The sequence below is a fragment of the Streptomyces sp. NPDC028907 genome (genome assembly GCF_055564995.1).
Genome location: NZ_JBVHVE010000005.1, coordinates 56,758 through 75,684, shown reverse-complemented (window position 1 = coordinate 75,684; position 18,927 = coordinate 56,758). Strand labels below are relative to the sequence as shown.

General features: G+C 68.8%; 15 protein-coding genes. 5 read left to right on the top strand and 10 right to left on the bottom strand.

What is annotated here, in order from left to right; translation table 11 throughout:
• The first annotated feature begins 8 nt into the window (after nt 1–8).
• A complete protein-coding gene (gene pssA / locus ACZ4UU_RS16105; RefSeq protein WP_468040321.1) occupies nt 9–827 on the top strand; it encodes a CDP-diacylglycerol--serine O-phosphatidyltransferase in 819 nt (272 codons plus the stop codon).
• 247 nt (nt 828–1,074) lie between these two features.
• On the opposite strand, the gene ACZ4UU_RS16100 is transcribed toward pssA, so the two are convergent.
• Nucleotides 1,075–2,193: a glycerate kinase gene (locus ACZ4UU_RS16100; protein ID WP_468041110.1), complete on the bottom strand. Its 1,119-nt coding sequence runs from the start codon at nt 2,191–2,193 to the stop codon at nt 1,075–1,077.
• Between the two features lie 213 nt (nt 2,194–2,406).
• Between ACZ4UU_RS16100 and ACZ4UU_RS16095 the strand changes: the two genes are divergently transcribed.
• The gene (locus tag ACZ4UU_RS16095) at nt 2,407–3,480 is read left to right on the top strand and encodes an ADP-ribosylglycohydrolase family protein (protein WP_468040319.1); all 1,074 of its coding nucleotides are present in this window, start codon (nt 2,407–2,409) and stop codon (nt 3,478–3,480) included.
• Between the two features lie 144 nt (nt 3,481–3,624).
• Here the strand turns inward: ACZ4UU_RS16095 and ACZ4UU_RS16090 are convergent, their stop codons facing one another.
• Nucleotides 3,625–4,356, bottom strand: a complete 732-nt coding sequence (locus ACZ4UU_RS16090) for a recombinase family protein (RefSeq protein ID WP_468040318.1) — start codon at nt 4,354–4,356, stop codon at nt 3,625–3,627.
• A 121-nt stretch (nt 4,357–4,477) separates the two neighbouring features.
• On the opposite strand from ACZ4UU_RS16090, the gene ACZ4UU_RS16085 reads away from it, so the two are divergent.
• From ACZ4UU_RS16085 to ACZ4UU_RS16075, 3 genes are all read left to right on the top strand, one after another.
• A complete protein-coding gene (locus tag ACZ4UU_RS16085; protein ID WP_103545038.1) occupies nt 4,478–4,729 on the top strand; it encodes a hypothetical protein in 252 nt (83 codons plus the stop codon).
• A complete protein-coding gene (locus ACZ4UU_RS16080) occupies nt 4,726–5,115 on the top strand; it encodes a hypothetical protein (RefSeq protein ID WP_468040316.1) in 390 nt (129 codons plus the stop codon). The genes ACZ4UU_RS16085 and ACZ4UU_RS16080 overlap by 4 nt, the downstream gene beginning before the upstream one ends.
• Before the next feature lie 488 nt (nt 5,116–5,603).
• On the top strand, nt 5,604–6,227 hold the full coding sequence (locus ACZ4UU_RS16075) for a hypothetical protein (protein WP_468040314.1): 624 nt from the start codon (nt 5,604–5,606) through the stop codon (nt 6,225–6,227).
• Here ACZ4UU_RS16075 and ACZ4UU_RS16070 read toward each other — a convergent pair.
• The 8 genes from ACZ4UU_RS16070 to ACZ4UU_RS16035 form a co-directional block, all read right to left on the bottom strand.
• Nucleotides 6,212–7,405: a hypothetical protein gene (locus ACZ4UU_RS16070; protein WP_468040313.1), complete on the bottom strand. Its 1,194-nt coding sequence runs from the start codon at nt 7,403–7,405 to the stop codon at nt 6,212–6,214. The genes ACZ4UU_RS16075 and ACZ4UU_RS16070 overlap by 16 nt on opposite strands.
• 11 nt (nt 7,406–7,416) lie before the next feature.
• On the bottom strand, nt 7,417–8,514 hold the full coding sequence (locus ACZ4UU_RS16065) for an ImmA/IrrE family metallo-endopeptidase (protein ID WP_468040311.1): 1,098 nt from the start codon (nt 8,512–8,514) through the stop codon (nt 7,417–7,419).
• A gap of 503 nt (nt 8,515–9,017) precedes the next feature.
• A complete protein-coding gene (locus ACZ4UU_RS16060; protein WP_468040309.1) occupies nt 9,018–9,992 on the bottom strand; it encodes a hypothetical protein in 975 nt (324 codons plus the stop codon).
• Between the two features lie 323 nt (nt 9,993–10,315).
• On the bottom strand, nt 10,316–11,635 hold the full coding sequence (locus tag ACZ4UU_RS16055; RefSeq protein ID WP_468040307.1) for an SMODS domain-containing nucleotidyltransferase: 1,320 nt from the start codon (nt 11,633–11,635) through the stop codon (nt 10,316–10,318).
• A complete protein-coding gene (locus ACZ4UU_RS16050) occupies nt 11,632–12,228 on the bottom strand; it encodes an SLATT domain-containing protein (protein ID WP_468040305.1) in 597 nt (198 codons plus the stop codon). Before ACZ4UU_RS16050 ends, ACZ4UU_RS16055 begins: the two co-directional genes overlap by 4 nt.
• Nucleotides 12,229–12,328: 100 nt before the next feature.
• A complete protein-coding gene (locus tag ACZ4UU_RS16045) occupies nt 12,329–13,384 on the bottom strand; it encodes a phosphotransferase (protein WP_468041109.1) in 1,056 nt (351 codons plus the stop codon).
• An 88-nt stretch (nt 13,385–13,472) separates the two neighbouring features.
• Nucleotides 13,473–18,041: an AAA family ATPase gene (locus ACZ4UU_RS16040; protein ID WP_468040303.1), complete on the bottom strand. Its 4,569-nt coding sequence runs from the start codon at nt 18,039–18,041 to the stop codon at nt 13,473–13,475.
• The gene (locus ACZ4UU_RS16035) at nt 18,038–18,892 is read right to left on the bottom strand and encodes a hypothetical protein (protein ID WP_468040301.1); all 855 of its coding nucleotides are present in this window, start codon (nt 18,890–18,892) and stop codon (nt 18,038–18,040) included. Before ACZ4UU_RS16035 ends, ACZ4UU_RS16040 begins: the two co-directional genes overlap by 4 nt.
• Nucleotides 18,893–18,927: the final 35 nt, after the last annotated feature.

The window sequence follows — 18,927 nt, the reverse complement described above, 5'->3', positions numbered from 1 at the left end:
CGGGCTGGGTGCCCGAGGCCGACGAGGTCGACGAAGAGGAGGAGATGCCTCTTTCTCTGCGCCTGTCGATAGCGGACACCCTGACGCTCGGCAACGCGACGTGCGGCTTCATGGCGGTGTACTTCACGACCACCGGCATCCTGATCCCGCACCTCACCGGCAGCCAGGAGACCGGCATGGCCCGCCACAGCGCGGCCACGGCGGTCATCCTGATGCTGTGCGCGGCGGTCTTCGACCTGTTCGACGGCCTGGTGGCGCGCAAGCTGCGCTCCTCCCCCATGGGCGCGGAGCTGGACAACCTCTCCGACCTGATCAGCTTCGGGCTGGCGCCGGCGTACTTCGTGCTGGTCTACGGCATGGTCGCCGACGACGCGCACCAGCGGGTGGCTGCGGTCGGCGCGATCGTCGTTCTGCTCGCCGTGGTGCTGAGACTCGCCCGGTTCTCGTGTGTGACCGTCCCGAACGGCATGTTCCAGGGCATGCCCTCGCCGTTCGGGGCGCTGACGGTGGTCTCGATCGTGCTGCTTGAGCTGCCCTTCGTGGCGACGCTGCTGGCGATCCTCGGGACCGCCTGGCTGATGGTGAGCCGCGTCGAGTACCCGAAGCCGCGCGGGCGGCTCGCGGTGGCGATGCTGTCCTGGATCGTCGTGTCGATGGGGCTGCTGGCCGCGTGGGCCTTCGACGCGCCGAGCGGTCAGCTTCTGCTGCAGACGGGTTGCGCTCTTCAGCTGGTGATGGGCGCGGTGATTCCGCTGTTCGCCACTGCTCGTCGGGTGAACAACTTCCGTGGCAATCGGCGGGAGGCGCGGGCGGCGCAGCTGCCGTAGCGCTCCGCTGGATGGGGCCCCGGACCGGGTTGGTTCGGGGCCCTTCGCATGCCCGCCGCCGGGATTCCTCGCCCCCGCCGCCCCCTACCCGTCCCGTCCCTGGGGGCTGCGCCCCCAGACCCCCGCATCGGCCCTTCGGGCCTCGTCCTCAAACGCCGGACGGGCTGGAGTACTCAGGAGCGGGGTCTGGGGCGGAGCCCCAGGAGGATGGGACGGGTAGGGGCGGCGGGGGCGAGGGAATGCTGGGCTAGGACAGGAAGTCCTGGGCGATGCGTTCGGCCGAGCGTTCCAGGATGGGGCCCGCGTCGGCGATGCACTTGGCGACGTCGGGCTCGATCTCCGTCAGCGGGTACGCGCGCCGGATGCCGGCCCGGCCGAGCGCCTCCGGGGCGAGCGCGAGGCGGCCGCACACGGCGACGACCTCCTTGCCGGCCGCGCGGGCGGCGGCGGCGACCCCGGCGGGTGCCTTGCCGTGGAGGGTCTGCTCGTCCAGGGAGCCCTCGCCGGTGATGACGAGATCCGCCCGCTCCAGCGCGGGCGCGAAGCCGAGGACGTCGAGCATGACCTCGATCCCGGCCCGGAAACCCGCGCCGATCAGCAGGGCGCCGTAGCCGATACCACCCGCGGCCCCCGCCCCCGGCGAGGCGGCATGCTCGGCCGCCGCAGGGCCGAACGACTCCTCCAGCACCTTCGCGAAGTGCGCGAGCCCGGCGTCCAGCGCCTCCACGTCGTCCGGCGAGGCACCCTTCTGCGGCCCGTACACCGCGGGCGCGCCCTTCGGCCCGGTCAGCGGATTGTCGACGTCGCTGGCGAGCACCAGGTCGACGGAGGCGAGCCTCGGGTCCAGCCCCGATAGGTCGGCCGTGGCCAGCTCGCCCAGACCGCCACCGCCCGGCGCCACGGGCTCCCCGTCGGCGTCCAGGAAGCGGGCGCCCAGCGCGGTCAGCATTCCGGCGCCACCGTCGGTGGTGGCGCTGCCGCCGACCCCGAACACGATGGTGCGGGCGCCCGCGTCCAGGGCGGCACGCAGCAGCTCGCCGGAGCCGTAGGTGGACGCCGTGAGCGGCGCGAAGACGCCGGCGGGCAGCCGCTGGAGGCCGCTGGCCTCCGCCATCTCCACGACCGCCGTGTCGCCGCGCAGCGCGAACGCCGCCGTCACCTCGTGCCCGAGGGGCCCGGCGACCCGGACCTCGCGGCGCTCGAAGCCCGCCGCGACCGCCGCGTCCACGGTTCCGTCACCGCCGTCCGCGACGGGCATGGCCTCGACCACGACGTCCGGCACGACCCGGCGCAGACCGGCCGTCACCCGCTCGGCGACCTGCACGGCCGTCAGCGACCCCTTGAACTTGTCCGCGGCGATGAGCACGCGCTGTGTCACCTGTTATCCCCTTGCTCTCCGGGCCTCGCGCACGCCAAGGCCAGTCGCGCCGCTGCGACCTTAACCGGAGGAAGCCCACGACGTCATGCGCTGCCCGGACCCTGAGAACGCTGTGGGAACAACGTACGAGCGGCCTGGGAGGCGGCTGTGCGAGCCGCCGAACCCCGAGCGACCACCGCCGGAATTGGGTAAACCGGTCCTATGACCCCTGTGGGCACTGAGCCGGAGCTCGCCGACCGCATCCTCGGAGGCTGGCTGGGCCGGATCGCGGGCAACATGCTCGGCAAGCCGGTCGAGCAGGGCGACCTGTGGACGCGGGACCGGATCGATCAGTATCTGCGGCAGGCCGCCGCCCTGCCCCTCACCGACTATCTTCCCGAGCCGGTCAGCGAGGACGACGGGTTCCGGCTGCGGCCCGAGTGGCGGCAGTGCGTGCGCGGCCGTATCCACGGCAGCTGCCGCGACGACGACGTGGACTACGCGATCCTCGGACTGGACCTGCTGGAGACCCATGGCTTCGCCTTCAGCACCGAGCAGGTCGGCGACCTGTGGCTGCTGCGGCTGCCGTATCTGCAGACCTTCACGGCGGAGCGGGCCGCGTACCGCAATCTCGCGAACGGGCTGAAACCGCCGCTGACCGCGACGTACGACAACCCTTACCAGGAGTGGATCGGCGCCCTGATCCGCGCCGACATCTTCGGCTGGACCTGCCCAGGCGTCCCGCGCCGCGCCGCCTCCCTCGCCCGTCGGGACGCGGTGCTGTCGCACACCGGCAACGGGGTGTACGGCGCGACGTGGGCGGCGGCGCTGATCGCGGCGGCGTTCACCGCGCCCACCGTGCGGCACGCGGTCGACCAGGCCCTGGCGGTCATCCCGGCGAGCAGCCGGCTCGCCCGTACCGTGCGGCGGGTCGTCTCCCTCCACGACACGCGGATGGCCTGGGAGGACACGCTCACGACGGCGGCCGAGGAGACGGCCGGGCTCGGCTGGATCCACACCATCCCGAACGCCGCCGTACTCACCGCGGGGCTTCTGTACGGCGACGGCGACTTCACCCGCACCATCACGCTGACCGTCCGCGGCGGCCTGGACACCGACTCCAACGGGGCGACGGCCGGCTCGGTGGCGGGCGTGCTGACCGGGGCGGACGCGATTCCGACGCAGTGGAAGGAGCCGCTGGAGGACACGGTCCGCAGCGCGGTGTTCGGCTTCGACGGGGTGCGCATCAGCGAGCTGGCGGAAAGGACGGTGCGGCTGGCGCAGGCAGAGCCGTAGAGGCCGGGCTGGTCTGGATGACCTCCACGCCTGACTTCGTTGGGGATGTACGCCTTGGTGAGGAGTTCACTGATGGCGTTGACCGCTACGGAGATCGCCGACATTCGGCGCTACGCCAGGAACTGGCCGACCAGGCGCCCCCACTCACCCCCGAGCAGCGGGACCGCCTACAAGCCCTGCTCCGGCGCAAGCCGACCGAGTCGAAGCCAATCGCCGCCTAGAAACGGCCCCCACCAGGTTGGTGTTCCAGCACCAGACCGACAGGGGCCAGTCCATCCAGCACATGCGGAAGGCCCGGCTTCCCGCGCGCCAGCGACCGGGCCCCAACAAAAAACGGACCCCACCACTACGGCAGACGTCAGCAGCGACTTTGACGACATCATCTCGGCGATCTCGACCACCGGCAGGCTCTACCCCGCCGTGCTCGAAGCGCGGGCCAAGCTGCCGTTGCGGTTGAGGATGCCCCGCTCGTTGAGGTCGGCGACCATACCGGAGAGGGGCGCTTCGGCGAGCAGCGCGTGAAAGCAGTCCTCGACCTCGGCGGCCCTCGTCTTCGACGAGCTCCGCGCCGTCTGCGGTGACCGAAGCAGCGCGGCCCGCCGGCGGCAGGCCCCGCTCGACGCGCTGGCGCATCTCCCGCTGCTCCCGCTCCGACATCTGCTCGACGTCGAACGTGTCGACCTCGCCGAGGAGGCCGGCGAGGAGGCGGCCAGCGGCCGTCTTGAGGTCCAACTCGGGGCCCTTCACGCACAGCACGGACACCTCGTGCTTGCGGAGAATCTTGATTCCCCCAGTCCGTTCGCGCCGGTTCCGCCAGAGCCGGCCGAGCTTGTAGACGATGATGACATCGACTTCGCCGCGCTGTACGGCAGCCATGAGGATCCCTCGCTTCCGAAATCACACCTACCGACCGTCTCTCGGCCCCTGGCCGAGGGAGGCGCAGGCAGCTCCCTCAATCGCCTCCCCGGGCGGGTATACCCGATGTATTCTGTCAGGCATGGCACACACAACGATCAAGGTCGAGAGCAGCGTCCGGGACCGGCTGGCGATCCTGGCCGCCGAGAAGGACACCACGATCGCGGGGCTCGTCGGCGAATTCGCCACCCACACCCTCACGCAGAGCGAGCGGGACGAGCAGGTCGCGAAGACCCTCGAAGTCCTGCACGCGCTCTCCGGCTACGCCCCGGATCCCGAGCAGGACCGCGCAGCGGACGATGAGCTCACGCGCCGGCTCGGCAGCGCCGCGTGAACCCTGTCGCCCCTGTCGATGTCATCCTCGACGACAGCGCGCTGCTCGCTCTGGGCTCAGGCAACGTCCTGGCCTCCCGCCTTCTGTACCAGGCCGCCGAGACCGGGGCCTGGCGCGTCCACGTCGCGCTGGCCACACTCGCCGAAGCGGACCGGGTACGCACCGGGCTCGCCGGCCACCTCGGCATGCTCGACCAGGTGGTTTTTCATCCGCTCGATCTCGCCGCCGTCCTGGCAGCCTCGGGCCACGAGCGGCCTCTGGGCTGGTGCCACACCCACCATCTGGCCATGCCCGGCCCCGAGCGCCTGGATGGGGCACGCGTCGCCACCGTCCAGCCCAAGGCCTGGGACGGGGCCGGCGTCCGGGTGCTCGACCTCTCTCCCTGAGCGATCCGCCCGGGTTGGGGCGGACTTCACCAGTGGATGCGATCCCAGCACTTCCCCAAGTTCACGGAATTCACTGGGTAGTTGACATCTGTTTTCTGATTCGCGAATCATGAATCATGGTGCAAAGCGCGTCCGAACGGTTGCGTGCGGTCTCGGCGAAGCTCTTCGGTAATCGTTATCGGGCCGAGGTGCTGCTGGCGCTGGCGTTGTCGGATTCCCGAGGGGTCTGTCTGGGGGATCTCGCGGTCTCGCGAAGTGTCGCACCCAGCGTGTACCAGGCGCCGGTTCAGGCTCTGGTGGACGCGGGGCTGGCTGTTCGTGTTCCGCGGGAGCCCGGCGATCGGCGTCAGTGGTATCGGCGCAGCGACGATGTCGAACTGTGGCGGTGTCTGGCGGACCTCTTGGGTCGTTTGGCAAGGGCAGCCGGAGCCGACCGGGTTGGATGAATGGCGGGGGTGCTGTTTTCGGACGGTGCCCGATGAGGCAGGGTGGAGACCATGATGACCTTGGCGAGTTCCGTGATCGGCGGTTCGGTGCAGACTGCTTCCGCGGCACTGCTGGGGCGGGACGGGCAGTCTGTGGTGGCCCCGGTGTTGGGGACGGAGGCGCTGTTCTTTTACCGCATGGACTCTGCCGAGGACGTACGCCGTCGTGAGGTTTCCGCGGCGCGCCTAGACAAGCTGCCTCCTCTGGAAACCCTTCTGACCCTTCCGGTGGGTCTGCCCGTGCCACTGGCCTCACTCGATCAGCGGGAACGTCGTGCTGTACGTGCCTTGCCGGCCGGGGCTGCGGACCGTAACCGCGAGGTGGTGACGCGGTGGGCGGTGCGGCCACTGCAGATCGACCTGGCTGTCGTGCGGGCGTCCGGCTGGCGGCAAGGGCTGGAGCGGGCCGGCCGGTTCGCCCCGTTCTGCCGAAGGGCCATGCTGCTCGACCGGCGCCCGGTCCGCCTGGAGGAATCGCTGGCCGAGGCGGACTTCTACGGTATCGGCGTCTTCGTCCCGTCGGGCGAAGGGGTGGAGATGGTGCTGGAGTCCCGGACCTACCGGCCGCAGCGGCACACCGCGGCGGCCTGGGCGTTCGTCGAGGAGCTGTATCAGCGGGTGCGCTGAGCGGGCGAGGGCTCGGCCGGGACAGGGCCAGGGTCGGCAAGAGCCCAGCACTTGAGCTGCTCGGGTACCCGGAACGCCTTGGGCTGTTCGAGGGCTGCGTTGAGCAGCGGGTACCGGTCGACGGCGATACGGCAGCGGTCGTACCACCAGCGCTGGCGCGCGATGCCCGCCGGCGTCGCGCAGAGGTCGCGGAGCCATCCCATGAGTACAGCGATGTTGTGCGCCGCGGCTTCTGCCGGAAGCGGGGACTGGTTGCTGGTGAACGTGTCGAGCGCCTTGTGTCCGCAGGCGTAGCACTCGCAGATCGGCGCGGCGGCTGCGGCGTACTTCTTCGCCAGGGTCTCGCCAAGGTAGAAGTCCATGAGCTCGGGGTGCAGGACGTGCGGCGAGCCAGGGCCGCCGGACTTCTTCCCAGTCTGGGCCTTCTCACCGGGGACGATGGTGTGCCGCAGTGAGCTGGTGGCACCAAATGCGGTGAAGGCTGCGCCGGCTGCCAGGGCTCCGAAGGCGGCGAGATCGGTGCGCAGCAGTGCGGTGTCCGGTACCTGTGTGATCAGCTGCCGGACGTGGTGTACCGACTTCGCGTACCGGGCCAGCGGGTCCATCTGCCCGCCCAGGATGATCGCCTTCGGACCATTGACCAGCTGTAGATAGGCGATCAACTGGTGCAGGGACTCCTCGTTCCTCAGCCAGGTCACGTCGATCGGCACCACGAAGATCACGCCTGGATCGTCGAGTTCGGTCATGCGCGTGACCGCGGCCCTGAGCGCATCCGAGTCCTCGGCCTGGATGTAGCCGGTCGGCGTGAGTGGCGCCGTGATGCCCACGGCGCGCTGCTGCTCCAGGGACCGCTCCAGGGGGTCGTTGAGGAAGAAGCCGTCCGGCTCCGTCTGCGGGAAGGGAGCGTCTTCGGTCGCGGCGGTTTTCTCGTAGAGGGCCGGGTCGGCGAGCAGTACCCCGCTGTATCCCTCGTCCCGCAGCTGCAGGGCCTTCGCCGTGGCATTGCCCCCGCTCAGGATCATCCCGCTGGAGGCGGAAGCGAGATGCTCCTGAACCTGGCCGACCCGTTCGGGGCGGGTCTGGATCAACATCCGGCCGCGCAAGGCCGCCAAGCCGAAGGGGGTGAGATGCGCAGCAGAAGGGAGGTGCGGAGGCGGGACGGCGGAAGGCTCGGTCATGGACGGCTCCTTCAGTACGGTGACAGAGGCGTGGTGCGGAGTCCTTCGACATACAGGTGCTGAAAGTCCTCGGGCAGCAGATGCGCGCAGGCCGCTGCCGATTCGAGGGTGAGACCGTGCTCGTCGAGCAGGGTGCGCACGAGCGCAGGCACGGCCCGGGGCTGTTCACGGGGAATCTCTACGGGCTCGGCCATGCGATAGCCGAGCGCGGACATCTCGATGGTGACCGTGCGGTGCTGCCATTCGGTCAGCGCGCCCAGATCGAGCGCCCGGCGCAGTAGTGCGCTCATCGACACCCGCCAGATCCGCTTCAACTCCATCAGCTTCGGCAGGTCCACCCGGCCGACGAAGGCGCCCCGGATGTCTGCGGCGGGCATCAGCAGCTCCGCCGCGAAGGCGTCGGCCTGCTTCTCCTGCTGGGAACCGGTGCCGGGTTCCGCATGCATGACGAGGTGCCCCAGTTCGTGGGCGACGCTGAACCGGCAACGATCCCCCGGCGCCAGGTCGTTGACGAGGAGCAGTGGGGCGCCGACGCCGTCCCACTGACTCACCGCATCGAGCAGGTCGCCGCCGAGGTCACGGACGGCCACCACCGCTCCGGCCGTCTCCACAACCGAGATCAAGTCGGGGATCGGGCCCGCCGGAAGCGCCCAGGCTTTGCGCACCTGCCGGGCCGCGTCCTTCGCGGTCGTGAGGGCGGAGAGCTTCACGCGGAAGAACCGGTGCTCTTCGAGCGGCTTCCCGGCAGACGCGGCGATCTCCTGGACCTGCACACGCGTCAGAGCCAGTTGCGCATGCACCCGCCGCAGTGCGGAGACTGCGAGCGCGGCCTTCTTGCGGTGGTGGACCAGCCCCACGCCGACCCCACCCACCTGCGGGTCAAGGCACAGCAGGCCGGACGGGTAGCCCAGAGCGGCCGCGTACCACTCCAGCCGGTCGTCCGTGACCGTAAGGCGGCCCGACTCGGCACGACTCACGTATCCCTGTGAGACCACCGTCGGTTCCGGCCCCGAGGCCTTCGTCATGGCGGTGGAGACCTCCGCCTGTGTCATCCCGCGGGACTCACGCAACAGCGTGAGCATCCCAGGGTTCGCCTGCGCATCGGCCATCCTTCACACCTCCTCGAAGCCTCATATCAGACCTCAGAATAGCAACACGAAATATTCCTCACTTGAAGTCTAAGTGCGGTGCGCCACCGGCCCTGTCCCGAGGCAATCCGCTCGACGGTCCGCCAGTCCAGCTCGGCTCTTCGACTCAGCGGCACACTCAGCATGCCAAGGCCCCCTCGACTGGCGACCCTGAGAGCAGCAGGGCTCCCCCGCGTACACCGGGCCGGGCTGCTGTGAGGCGACGGCACCGCTGTCCTGTTGCCACCGTCGCCCGCGGCCTCAACGGCGACGTCCTGCCGGACATCGGCACCCGGTCCTCAAACCAAGCGGTGGCTGCGGCGACTGTGGGTCAGGCAAGGGCGGCAGAGCTCGACCTGGTACCTCGGCGACGGCAGCCAACCCCAAAGCCCCTGCTCCCGCTCTCCCGACTCAGAGCGGCGCCAACCTGGAAGACCGACAGCGACCTCCGGGCTTCCTGCACCTCAGGAGCGGACAGGCTGTTCTCAGACCTCCCGGGGATCTTGCTGGTCGAGCCCAGCCAGCACGCGAGTCGGATCGTCGATCAGATCGAACAGGCCGCTGGTCCGTCGCGCCCACTGCTCTGGATCCTCTCCCTCCGCGAACGCCGCGGCCGACGCAAACTGGTCCTGGAGGTTGACCGGCAGTCTGCCAGCCAGGAACGCGCCGAGCTCTCGGCCCAGAACGGCTCGCGACGAAGACGGCCGCATGAAGCGGGCCAGCTTGCCGGTCGCCGGGACGACGGTGCCGCTCTCACCCTCGAGAGCCGCGACGGCATCGCGCACCCAGCCGCCATCCCAGGTGTCGGGGAGCGGAACCGCGATCTGCTGAACGCTGGCGATCGCATCCCTCCCCAGCGCGAGCGAGAGTGCTCCCGGATCCTCGTGGTAGTTCAGGTAGCGGGCGACGTCGACGCCTGGCGGGCAGACCTCGTCGAGCACGACGTCGCCGACGAAGCTGCTGGGGTCGACGACCCACCCCTCCCGCACCACGACGGATGGCTTCAGACGGACCCGATACAGATAGAACTGGCTGCGCTGGTCGGCCTGGTCGCGGATCCGACGCAGCATGTTGTGGACAGCGGCCTCGTACGTGCCGACGTGGAGGGCCTTCGCCCGCTGGCGCGCGGCCCACGCGGCAACCCGCTGCTCTCCGCCCATCATCCTGCGGGTCTCGGGAGTCAGAACGGCTGCCGGGTCGAAGAGCCGCGTCGGCCAGTCCGGCTGCGTACTCGTGTGGTACCAGGAGAACTGCGCGACCCTGTCGTCGTCGAGCGCGGGGTCGCCGGAGTCGAGCGTCACCCGAGGCGAGTCCTCGTGCTCGCAGGTCATGCCGCAGCCGGGGCAGGTCTCCTTCGCCTGTTCCCACCGATCGATCCAGTCCAGATCGACGCGCCACCGATGATCGCAGCGCCCACAGAGCATCTGGCGCTCGCGCGAGAAGTCGATTCGCCGTTCCACGGCACCATTCTCCGGAAGCGTCCGACGGAGAACCAGCCTCAACTGAGTTCTCGAAACCGCGGGAACTCCGCTTCCGCGGTATCTGCTTCGTCGCGGAGCAGGTCGACGGTCTGCTGCGCGGACCTGCTGGGATCCTCGGAACGCAGCTCAACAGCGCGGCGGGCAGCGTACCGCTCCCGCGAAGGCCATCTCGGCGTTGAACAGGGACTCGGACATGGCAGCGAGAGAACTGCTCATGATTCAACCCTACGGGCGGATGCGCCTGGTGCCACGAGACCCCGGCAGATTCGTCGGGGCCTCGTCGCGCTCCGAGGATCGGTTCCCTACAAGACGTTCCCCGTCTTGACGCTCGTGTTGCTGACCGGCACGTCGATCCGGTCCCGAGCGACGACGACCCCGTCCTTGACGACGTAGCACTCGACGACGTGCTCGCCCTTGAAGTCCGAGTGCTCGATGCGGACTCCCGGATTGCTCGAGTCGACGATCTGGCCGCGGATCTTGTCCCGCCGCTTGGCTTCCGGACCACGATTGAGCACCTTCCACTTGAGTGTGTAGGGCTCCCCGACCGAGCAGCTGGTGACCACGAATCTCAAGCTCTTGTCGGCCATGAGCAGGATCCCGCCGCGACGCATCGCGCGGAGCCAGGTCGGACGCCATCCGGCCTGCGTGACCTCGCAGTCGATGGACACAGTCTCGGACACGTCAACCGGGAACTCGTCCTCGATGAACTCCTCGGTGTCCCGGAACGACCGGGACGACTCGCTCGCGCTCTTCGCCAGCGGCACCGACGTGCCGAAGACCTCGCGCCACTTCTTGTTGGCGGACGTCTTGCCTTCGTCCGCGATCGCCTCGAGGCATCGGATGTACGCCGTCTTCGCCTTCGGCTGGAACTTCGCCTTGACGTGGACCCGCTGCCGGCTGCCCAGCGCCAGGTAGTACTCCTGCTCTAGCTGATCTTTGAGGAATTCAAAGAAGTCGCGGGCCATGAGGTCGAACGAGCCTGTGCTCGCTGCGTCGTAGTCGTCGGTCTGGTCGAAGAAGTTGTAGACGAGGGTGTCGATGAGCAGGCCGCCCATGTTCACGCCGTTCGCGTTCTTCCATGCCCGTGCCATCCGGGCAAGGTGGCGCATGTTCGTCGAGGTGCGGTCGTTGCACTCCTTGTTCGCGGCGATCTCCTCGCGCGGCTTGGTGACCTTCCAGCCCTCAGCCTTCGTGTCCGGGTAATCGAAGCTGCCATCGGCGTTCTCGAATGCCGGCTGGACCTCGAACTTGAAGGCGTTGGACGTGAACCGCACTCGGACGACGCACTGGTCGACGCGGATCTCCGTGTTCTTGTACCGCGCCTTGAGGTCGTCGCGGACCCTCTCCAGAATCGTCCGCGGGCCGGTGTCCCCGTCGTAGCTCGACCGGATCCCGGGCGGGAGGATGAAGATCATGTCGAGGTCGGACACTCCCTTGATCGCGGTGTGTCGGCCGAACGATCCGACCATCAGCTTGTAGTCGGTGCAGCTGTCCTTGTCGCGGAAGTCCTTGTTGAGCGCCTTCGTGATCTCGTCCCGGCGCGAGGCGACCGTCGTGGCCCTCTCCCCGACCTTCAGGTTCTCAAGCAGCGTTTCGAAGATCTCTGAGGTCTTCATCGTCATGCCTCGCCTTCGCCGAGCCGGAGCGCCTCGGGGAGGAAGAGGTCGATCTCGTGCGAGGTGAACGTCATCTCCTCGTTGTTCTGCAGCCCGCCCTGGGCGCGCTCGAACGCCCTGTTGCTCGTCCTGGGCGCGTCGGCGTACGCGTCGCGCGCGGCCTGCTGCAGCTCGTCCCGCCGCTCTCGGCCCTCCGCGTTGGAGACGGTGCCGGACATCAGGTCGGCGATGAGGGAGATGTAGGACTCCCGGACGTCCCACAGCCGAGAGGCGATGCCGCGGTGGGCCTCGGACTCCTCCTCGAACTTGAAGGTCTTCGTCCCAAGGCTCATCCAGCTGACCAGGAGCGCGATAGAAGAGGTCGCGAGGCTCGTCAGCACTGCGTTGCCGAGCAGGCCGACCACCGCGGCAAGGAAGGTGCCCGAGCTGATCGCGGTGAGAGAAATGAGGACGCCCTGCTGCCACCGGTGCTTGGTGAAGCAGATGTCCGCTTGCTTCTCATGGGTCTTGTGGCTGTAGACCACGCGCCCGAAGGCCTCTCGCATCTGCGCCAGAAGGTACGGGTCGCGGTCGGGCACCGCGTCGCTCTCGGGTGTCAATTCGTTCCTACTCGGTCGAGGACTCCTAGACATGCGCCTGAAAGGCAAGTGCAGATCTTCTGAGTATGACGGCGACCACTGACACTCCGACCGACTCGAGCTACCTCCCGTTCAGCCCGCGCTCGATCCGGCCCGCCCTGTGGCCCTCTCCTGCTTCGCGCAGGTAGCGGAGAGCGGTGGACACGATGCCGCGGAGCCGCTCGCCCTCCTTCTCCGTGGCGGCCCCGCGAAGCTCCTGGCTCCAGGCCCGGGCGACAGCGAGGCTCAGAGCAACTGGTGTTGATCCGGGCGGACCGGGGCCGGACCTGGCAGCTCGCCGACGCCTGTGCCGCGTGCGCGGTCGCGATTCCGCAGGCGGCGACCATCCCGGAGCCCCCTGCGTCATGCGACGGTACGGCCCGCGAGTCGCCGGGGGCCAGCGCCTCCTATGTGCTGGAAGAGTCCGGCGAGTGGATCGAATCGCTGTGGGCAACGCCGTATCGCGGCCGTGGCAGGGATCCGGGGAACCGGCCAGAGGTTCGATGCGCCCGATATCTGCTGGGGCGGTCGGGGTCCGTAGTGTCAGTGCGGGCGGTGCCGACGGCCCGTTGAGACAGGGGGGTTGCGTGGCCGCGGTCCGGAGGCAGCCAGAAGGCGAGGGCAGCCAGGTCGACTTCGCGGGCCGCCTGATCGAGGCCGCGGCAACCGGCTCCAGGGCCGTGTAGACCGGGTCGCCGCCGGCGGCCATGCGGCGGATGACGTCCGCGTTGGTTCTGGCCCGCTGCACCACGACAGCTTGGAACTGCGGGCGGTCGCCCTCGTATCCGTAGGCGTCGAGCAGTAGGTGCAGGCGCCGGGAACGGTCCTCGAAGGCGGTGAAGCCGGTCCGCTCGGCGAACCCGCGTGCGTGCAGGGGAACCCAGGTCAACGCCATGAAGGCCAGGTCGAACTCCCGCGTTGAGGGCCCGGCGGTGTCCCAGTCGAAGAAACCCGCGAGGCCCCCGTCGCGCCAGACCACGTTCCACGGTGCGGCGTCGTGGTGCCCGATGATCAGTCCGGGCCGCCACGTCTGTCCGGCGAGCCAGCGCGCATCGAGTGGCGAGACGAAGGAGTCGGTCACATCGTGCAGCCTCCGCGCCCACGCCCCCACCTGCCTCAGGGCGGTCTCGGAGCGCACCCACGCCGGCCAGGGCAGCAAGCCGCCACAGACCTGCTTGTAGGGACCGTACCCGCGCCCTACGTATTACGAGTTGCCCCTGCTTGGCTCACAGCTTGACCGAAATCGCACCCGCGCCCGCCGGTCCGCCGAAGGCGAGCAGCGGGTCCGAGAGCTGCGGATCGCCCTCGGTGGGCAGGGCGCAGAGCGACGTGAGAGCAGCGCCAGTGACGACACGCGCCAGCTCATCGCCCGTGCGGGGATCCCACACCCGCACGGTGGTGTCCTGTTGACCCGCCGTGGCAAGGAGGCATGGTGCCGTGGGTGAAGCTTGGAAGCTAGTAATGGCGGTGACCGCGCCCTGATGGCCGTGCAGCACGGGATACGCCTCCCGCCTCGGTGCCTCCGGGGACCAGAGGCGGACGGTGCCGTCGGAGCCTCCGGTGGCGAGGAGGACAGACCCGTCCTCCGCCGCCCATGTGGTCAGGCAGCCGACGACGCCGATACGCCGAGGGAGGAGTGGTGCGGATGGCTGCTCGGGACGGCAGAACCGTACGGCGGCAGCGGCCGAGAAGGCCACCATCATGCCTTCTGGGTGTGGCAGGGCCGCCAGGGCGCGGACGGCTCCTCTTTCATGGATGACAGACCACGGCTCGCGGGTGTCCAAGTCGTGGAAGGTCAAGGTGCCTGAACTGGTACCGCTGGCCAGGAACACCTGGTCCGGGTCATCTGCCTGGAACGTGGTCAGGGCACGTGTCCGGGTCAGCCTATGTACCGGCATGATCCGCTCTGTGGCTTGGATCGGATCATGCATGCGAAACCAGCCGTATTCCTGGTCCCAACGGAAGATGTCGCCGCGGAACGTGCCCGCGATCACTGATACCGATCCATTGGGCCACAGGTGGCTGGTGATAGCGGTCAGTCCCTCGGGGGCCGCCACTTCTTCGGGCAGACTGAACTGCTGCAGTACTTCTCCGGTGGCGGCTGCGGTGACGTTGAGGAAGCGCGTGGAGATCGGTCTCAGAAGGCGGGTCGCTCCTCCCGGCACGGGCAGCGGGGCGAGGAGTGAGCCGTCGCTCGGCTCTTCCCAGCGTGTGTCTCGGTGTGACGCGGGGGCGGAAGGGTCCCAGATCCGCACGGTGTGATCGTCGGATCCGGACACCAGCAGCGGTGCGCTCCCTCCTGTGCCGAGGATGGCCAGGCCCTTGACCCTCTTGTCGTGGTCGGCTGCGAACTCGCGCACTGCCGCCCCGGTTTCTGGATCCCAGAGGCGTACAGGCCCGCCCCGGCTGGGGCCTAGAGCAAGCAGCGTTCCTCTGCGGGGATCGGGGCCGACGGGGTACAAGCAGATGGCCACGGCAGACTCGCGGATGACAGGTGCGGTCTCCTCGCCTGTCCACGCGTCGTAGTTGCGCACGGACCCCGTGGACCGTGAAGCCGCGGCTATCCGCGGCCTGCCGTCAGGGTCGAGGTACAGGGCGAGCGCCGAGACCCCTCGTCCTTGGCCCGCGACCTGAATGACCGGCCGGAGCGACTCGGCATCGAGAATCTCGACCGTGCTGCCCTCTCCGCCGACGGCGAGCAGGGGCTGGCCGGTGGGCAGCCGCAGCGCCGCAAGGGCCTTGACCGAATCGCCCCACATGGTTGCCCGGGGTGTTCTGGACAGCACCTGCCGGGCGAGAGGATCGCAGATCACTAGGCCCTCGGTGGTGCCCAGCGCCAGCCGGGCACTGCCGCCCGCTGCGGCGAAGACGGCCAGGGCGTGCACAGGGACCGAAACGGGGAGGTGGTCGATCCGGCCGCTCTGCGGATCGTAGAGCCACGCGCCGTTGTTGCAGCCGACCGCAAGGAGGGGTTCTCCCTGGTGGCCAGCCAGCACAGCCAGGGCACGTGCGTATGGAGCGCGGCGTACGGGCAGCCCGAAGTCGGTGCCGGAGAGCGGGTCCCACAGGCGGACCTCGCCACTGGTGTCTCCTGCCGCCACGAGGAGGGTGCCGTCGGGCAGAGTGAAGGACACGAGGGAGGAGACTGGCGCGTGGGAGCGACCCAGCAGATTTCCGGCCAGCCGCAATTCGTTCCACTGCGGGGCGAGACGCGGCTGTGCAGGTGCCTCATCGTGCTCGCTGCGGGTGGTCGGCCCCGCTTCGTCCACCGTCACGTCCTGCGCGCTGAATACGATGCCGTCGTAGTCGCTGGCCATTCCGAGGGCCGCCAGGGCCAGGCTGTCGGCGCGTGCCGAGTGCGGGGCATCGGCGAGGAACGGTTCGATACGTGCCCAGGAGGCCAAGTGCAGCGTCCGGGACGTCGGGTTCGCAGGGAGCCCGAGAGCACCCCGTACCGTGCCGCTGGTCTCCCAGGGGAGGAAGTGCGTCGGAACGTGACTGCCGTCGAGGGCCTTGGCGGCTGCGGAGTGGGCCACTAGGTGACGCCGCAGATAAGGGTGCGGTGCCTGATGGTGACCCGCGCGGGGAATCAGCCGCTCGAACGCCTCGACCAGTGACCGGTGAGTAGCCGTGATCTCCTCGTCCGAGAGTCTCTCCCGCCCGCCTGTTCCCGGGGCGCCGACGAGGGTGTGCGGGGCGTACCGGAGTGTTTCGCTGATCCGCTCGTGCACCGGCCGGTATACCGTCCTGCCGTCCTCGATGGCGGTGATGAGGTAGCCGGAGAGGCGGCTGTCCCAGACCTTGCGGATGACGTCGTCTGGGTCGGGGACGGGAGACGGTGACAGGCACTCTACGGCGGTTGGCCAGATATCAGCCCATGGCAGGCCAGCTCCGCGCGCGAATGCGGTGGCGCGCAGTGCGGACATGAGTTGCTCAGTGGCCGTGGAGTGTGTGTCGGCGACCTCAAGGAGGTCTTCCCGCAGGAGGGCTTCGGTGCCCTGCCGCAGGGTCTGGAGCCAATCAGAGTCCTCCGGATCGGGCAGAGTGCGCCGTGCCCGGAGCCGCTGGGCGGCGATGCGGGCGTCCAGGAAGGAAGGGGCCACCTCCCGGGCCATCGTCTCGGCCAGTTCTCCGTAGCGGTCCAGCAGCGACGCCGACGGAACCACTCCGCCTTCCTGGTCCCCGAATGGTGCCTCCAGCAACGCGAAGGCGTACGCGGCAATGTCCGGCGTGGCGTCAGGATCGTCCGTACGAAGTGGGGGACCGGCGGCAGTGGCCCGGATCAGCAGGTCGAGGAGGTCCGGGGCCTGCGGGCGGACAGTCGGAGCGCCGCCTTTGGCCGACGTACCGAACGAGCTGCTGCGGATGCCGAGCAGCAGCCGGACGGCAGGCCGTTCGTCTGGCATCCGCAGATCCGCCAGCGGCCGCAAAAGGTCGGTGATGATGCGCGTCGGGTTCCTGGCTTCATCAATGCCGTCTACCACGAGGGTCAGCGGCTCGCCCTGCTGCCGAGCCGTGCTCTGCACCAGGCTACGCAGCCGAGCGAGATGTCCGCTCTCGTAGCCACCGGCCTGGAACGGGACTGCCCGGCCCGGGGCGTCGCCGAGCGCCTCGCAGAGCACCCGGGCGAGCTCGTCCGAGTCGGTGTTGCGGGCGAGAACGGCAGCGTCCACGGAGCCTTCCGGGACCTGAAGTTCCTCCGGTATCTCGGCGACCAGCGCGCGGTACGTCTCGTCGGCTCGAAAGCGGGTGTCGCTGAGGGTCACCGTACGGGCCAGGAGGGCAGATTTTCCGGAGCCGGCGACCCCGGTGACGATCAGTACGCCTTCGGCGCCGGTCAAGAAGGAGAGGATGCGCTTGACCAGCTTGGTGCGACCGGTGAAGTACCAGCCGGGACTCTCCCGTTCGGAGGCGCCGGTCGCACGCGAGACCCAGAATGTGTCGAGCTGGGCCCGTGTCCACCCCACTTGGCGGGAGGAAGCCCTCAGCACCGGTTCGCTCCCCGTGTGGCCGAGGTTGGGGAGGCAGGGGCTCAGCCGTTCCTGTGCCCTCTCCATGCTCGCCGACGGTGTGGGCCAGGCGTACGTGAGGTCGGCCATGGTGCTCTCGTCGAACACCTCGTTGACGATGCCCTTCCAGTCCTGCCAGCTGAGGTGCGGCTCGGCGAAGCCGTTGGTCTTGTCCTCGCAGTGTGCGCGCACGGCCCGCAGGATGTTGGCGAAGGCGTTCGTGCGGGGCGTGCTCTGGTCGTTCCCGGCGACGAGGACGACCAGCGAGCCGAGGGCACGGCGCTCCTGCCGTAGGCCGTTCAGCATGGTCTTGAGCTCCGTCTCGAGCCGACCCGAGAAGCATGAGTCCACCATCACCAGGACGTGCGTGGCGTGGGAGTCCAGCACGGTGGTGATGATCTCGGCGGTCGGGAACGCGGTGGCATACGGCCTGTCCACGTACGTGTCCCGCAACTGAAGGAAATGTTGGGGGGAGTTAGTCGGGGCCAAACCGTGCCCGGTGATGTAGACGACGAGGGCTTCGTCGTCGTCCGCGTTCCCCAGGTCTTCCTCTATGAGGAAGGTGCGCAGATCGCGCAGATCGTGGAGCTGCTTGGCTTCGGAAGGCTCGAAACGGCGCGCGCTGTCGAGAGAGGGGTGTGCCCACCAGTCCTTCACCGTCGTCACCTGCGCGGTGATTTCCTTACTGAACGCCTGCTGCTTGGCTGCAGATCCGTCGTCGTAATCCGAGATCGCGATGACGACAAGGCGGCGGGCGAAGGTATCCGGGGCTGGCGCGCGTGTCACGGTCGGCCGCCCGTCACGGCACGGGCCACCGGCACACTGCGGAGATACCTCAGGGCGCTGTGCGGGTCGCCGATGCCGTTGTTCACCTGGGCTTCGGTGAGCTTCCGCGCGCCGGCGGAAAGGCTTGTGCCTCCGGTGATGAAGTCGTTGGGGTCGAAGACATTAACCCATCTGATGTTCGAGTCGAGTTGGAGGGGCGTGCCGTCGGTGATTCCCATAAGCCGCCGCACGGCGGGAATGCCCAACGGCGATCCGCAGGTCACCAGCGTGTGCAGGGCAGAGCCGGGCGTGTCGGCAGCACTGACCTCCTTGCGGCGGAGCAGATCGTAGGCGATGACGCTGCCGAGCGAATGGCCGATGACCACGGCGGTATCCAGCGTGAACCCGTCCCGGACGAATGCCCGCACCTCGGCAGCTAAGGCCGGCTTGGTGAGGTAATAGCGCACCTCCCGCATGCGCCGGACGAAGAACTGCACGCCACCACCCGGATAACGGCGGTCATAGGCCATCGCCAGCCGGGTCAACCGCGGTGACCACAGCTTGGGCAGTCCCAGGGTTGCCATGGGTTGGATCTCGGCGAAGGCTACGTCCTCGGGCCGTACAAGGTCGGCGAAGGCCTCGGCGACGAACTCCTCTTCCGTTGGCTCCATCGGCACGGACTCGCCGAAGAGGTCGTCCTCGGGGCCAAGACGGTCCGCTCCCCTCGCCAGGAGCGCCGTCCAGTGCGGCACTTCGAGGGACGTCCCACAGGCTGCTACGTCGGGCAGCGAGTCGATGCCGCGCTGCAGCGCCCGGCCCCAGTCGGCGGTCAGCTGATGCTGGGAGGTCTTCGACTGCCCGATTCCGTGCACGCCAACGACCGGTATTGTCCGCACGCCTTACCCCG